Here is a 3175-nt window from a genome sequence, read left to right on the forward strand (position 1 = left end):
TTATTATTTCAGCGAAAAGTTTTTCGCAAACGAAAAACTTCATTGATTTACCTTACATCGAGACTTCTGCAATTGCCGATACTTTGGTATTGCCAAATAGAATTCATCTGAACATTATAATTTCCGAAAAAGATACAAAAGACAAATATTCTGTTGAAGAGTTGGAAAATTTAATGGAGCAGAAATTAAAAGGTTTGGGAATTAATACAAACCAAAATTTAAGTTTGAACGATTTAGCTAGTAATTTCAAAAAATACTTCATCAAAGAAACTGATGTTATGAAATCAAAATCATACAATTTAGTTGTTGAAAATGCAAAAATTGCTGGAAGCGTAATTTCTGAACTTGAAACAATTGAAATTTCAAATATTCGTGTAGCAAAAACCGAAAATACAGAATATGAAAAAATAAAACTGATACTAAAATCAAATGCAATTGCAAAAGCAAAAATTCAAGCAGAATATATGACTAAACCCTTAAAACAAAAAGTTGGTAATGCTATATTCATTTCTGATTTAACAAACGTGAGAGGTTTTGACGATGGTGCAAGTTTACAAGAAGTTGTGGTTGTAGGATATGGCAGAAAAAGCAAACAAGAATATAAACCAATTGATATTGAATTTCAAAAAATTAAAATTGAAAGCATTGTTAACGTGAAATTTAAACTTGAATAAAAAATACGATCGCCCAACATCAGTTTGCAAAAATGGCGGGTTTTAGGCTTAATTTAAAGTTGGTTTTGTACTTTTAAAGTTTGGTCTTTAACCGAAAGTTTAGGCTTCCTTAATCCGCCACATCGCCAAGCTGCAAAACGTTAGCAACAATAATATTTGGACGTTCAGTTTTAAAAAACTACTTTTGATACTATCAAATGATATTATCAATGAACCCACCTTATGACATTACTCCGAAAATTTTAAAATTAATTACTTCTATTTCTGAAAAGCTTGGAGAAGTAAATGCTAATTATCTGAGTAAACAATCTCCACAATTACGAAAACAGAATAGAATCAAAACAATTCATTCATCTTTACAGATTGAAGGTAATACATTAACTGAAGAACAGATTACAGCATTAATAGAAAACAAAAGGGTTATCGGTCCTGAAAAAGATGTTTTAGAAGTTTTAAATGCAATCAAAGTTTACGAAAAACTCAATGAATATAAATACTATTCAGATAAAAGCTTCTTAAAAGCTCATCTTGTATTGATGAATGGATTAATTGAAAGTGCTGGAAAATATAGAACTAAAGGAGTTGGAATAGTTAAAGGAAATAAAGTTGAGCATGTTGCTCCTCCATTTGAAAATGTTCCTTTTCTTATGAAAGATTTGTTTGAATATTTAAAGGATGATAATGAATTGACATTAATAAAAAGTTGCGTCTTTCATTATGAAATGGAATTCATTCACCCTTTTTTAGATGGCAATGGAAGAATGGGAAGATTATGGCAAACTTTGATACTAATGAACGAATATTCAGTATTTGAATTTCTACCTTTTGAAACTTTGATTAGCCAGACACAAGATGAATATTACAAATCTCTTTCACTTAGTGATAAAGCTGGAAAATCAACATTCTTCATTGAATATATGCTTGATGTAATAAACAAATCTTTGGAAAGTTTACTTAGTTACAACAATCGAATTTTAAAAGATATTGATAGATTAGAATACTTCTTGAAACTTGGAGTAAAAGAATTTACTCGAAAAGATTATATGAATACGTTTAAAGATTTGTCATCAGCAACTGCAAGTAGAGATTTGAAAAAAGGAATTGAATTACAACTATTTGAAAGTATTGGAAATTTAAACACAACAAAATATATTATAAAATAAATTACTGTTGCCAACAGCTAGAGTTTCGTTGCGTGCGAAGCACCAACAATGAAACTCCGGTTGAACGGAACCGTTTCCACTTCCGCAACCTATGCACTTATCGTAAAAAAATTAGAGAGAATATCAAGAGGATTTATGGTCCTCTTTTTTTTGGAGTAGTTTCTGCTTCGTTTTTGAGTGTTTTCGGTCACTTTTGAGCATAAGTCACTTACCCGTAAAATTAACTTTCACAGTGCCGATACGTATCGGGAGAGTTTTGGCTATTGCCAAGATACCAAGCAGGCGGACCACGCTGGTCAAAAACCAATATCCGATGTAAATTCCCTGTTTTACAACAGGGACATTTGGGTAAAAAAGGCTTTTTCTCTACTTTATCTAATACTTTTACCTTTAGTTTTTCTTGTAAAAGCTTTAGCTTTTTACGTTTCCAAGTGCTACTCAAAAAACCATAATGACGGATTTTTACAAAGCGTTTGGGTAATATATGCAAGGAAAACCGTCTGATAAACTCTTCGTGTGTGAGTGTCATTTGCTTCTTTGCTCCCGCCACCCGATAATCCTTATAATCAAAAGTCACATTTTGAGTATCGATGCTTTTTATTCTGTGGTTGCTTATGGCTATTTTATGGGTGTATCTTCCCAAATATTCCACCACAGACTTTGTGTTTCCAAATGGTTTCTTGGCAAAAACCACCCAAGGTTTCCTCCATAAATCTTGTCGTATTTGCTCGTATTTTATAGGCTCTTTTACTTTGAGTTTCTCGCAAAACTTCGCTCTAAAAACTTTCGATAAAGCCTTTACTGGAAATAGAAATTTACCATCATTTCTTATGTTTTTCCATTGTCCGTCTTTGCCTACTCCCCCTCCAGGTACAATGCAGTGCAAGTGCGGATGCAAGCTCAATTGCTGCCCCCAAGTGTGCAAAACAGCTATCATTCCCATTTGTACTTCCTTGCTTTTGCCAAATTGTTGTAGCGTTTCCCAAGTCGCCTCAAACAAAGTATCGTACACTATTTTGGGCTGATGTATGGCCAAAGAATTAATACTAGCTGGCAAGGTAAAAACTACATGGAAGTATGGCACAGGCAAAAGTTCAGTCATTCGAGCCTGAATCCAATCTTCTCGTTTATTCCCCTGACACTTGGGACAATGTCGATTCCTACAGGAGTTATAACTTATAGTCAGTTTTCCACATTCATCACAAGCATCTATATGCCCACCCAATTCTGCCGTTCTACATCGTTTTATAGCTGATAAGGTGCGTAATTGCCAAGTGTTTAATCCTATAGTTTCTATTCTTTTCCCCAGTTTTCTGACCACATCGGCTACTTCGGGCT

At 33.3% G+C, this 3175-nt stretch carries 3 protein-coding genes; 2 read left to right on the top strand and 1 reads right to left on the bottom strand.

The features are described from left to right. Positions 1-2: 2 nt before the first annotated feature. Together AABM47_RS01405 and AABM47_RS01410 are read left to right on the top strand one after the other, a co-directional pair. Positions 3-674 (top strand): SIMPL domain-containing protein, encoded by a 672-nt coding sequence (locus AABM47_RS01405; RefSeq protein ID WP_338409135.1) that lies wholly within the window; start codon positions 3-5, stop codon positions 672-674. A gap of 209 nt (positions 675-883) precedes the next feature. After that, positions 884-1837, top strand: coding sequence for a Fic family protein (locus AABM47_RS01410; RefSeq protein WP_338409136.1), 954 nt, complete (start codon positions 884-886; stop codon positions 1835-1837). 220 nt (positions 1838-2057) lie between these two features. Here AABM47_RS01410 and AABM47_RS01415 read toward each other — a convergent pair. After that, positions 2058-3175, bottom strand: a 1118-nt coding sequence (locus AABM47_RS01415) for an IS91 family transposase (protein WP_338409137.1), incomplete at its 5' end; no start/stop codon positions are given.

Source organism: uncultured Flavobacterium sp., from assembly GCF_963925415.1.
GTDB lineage: Bacteria > Bacteroidota > Bacteroidia > Flavobacteriales > Flavobacteriaceae > Flavobacterium.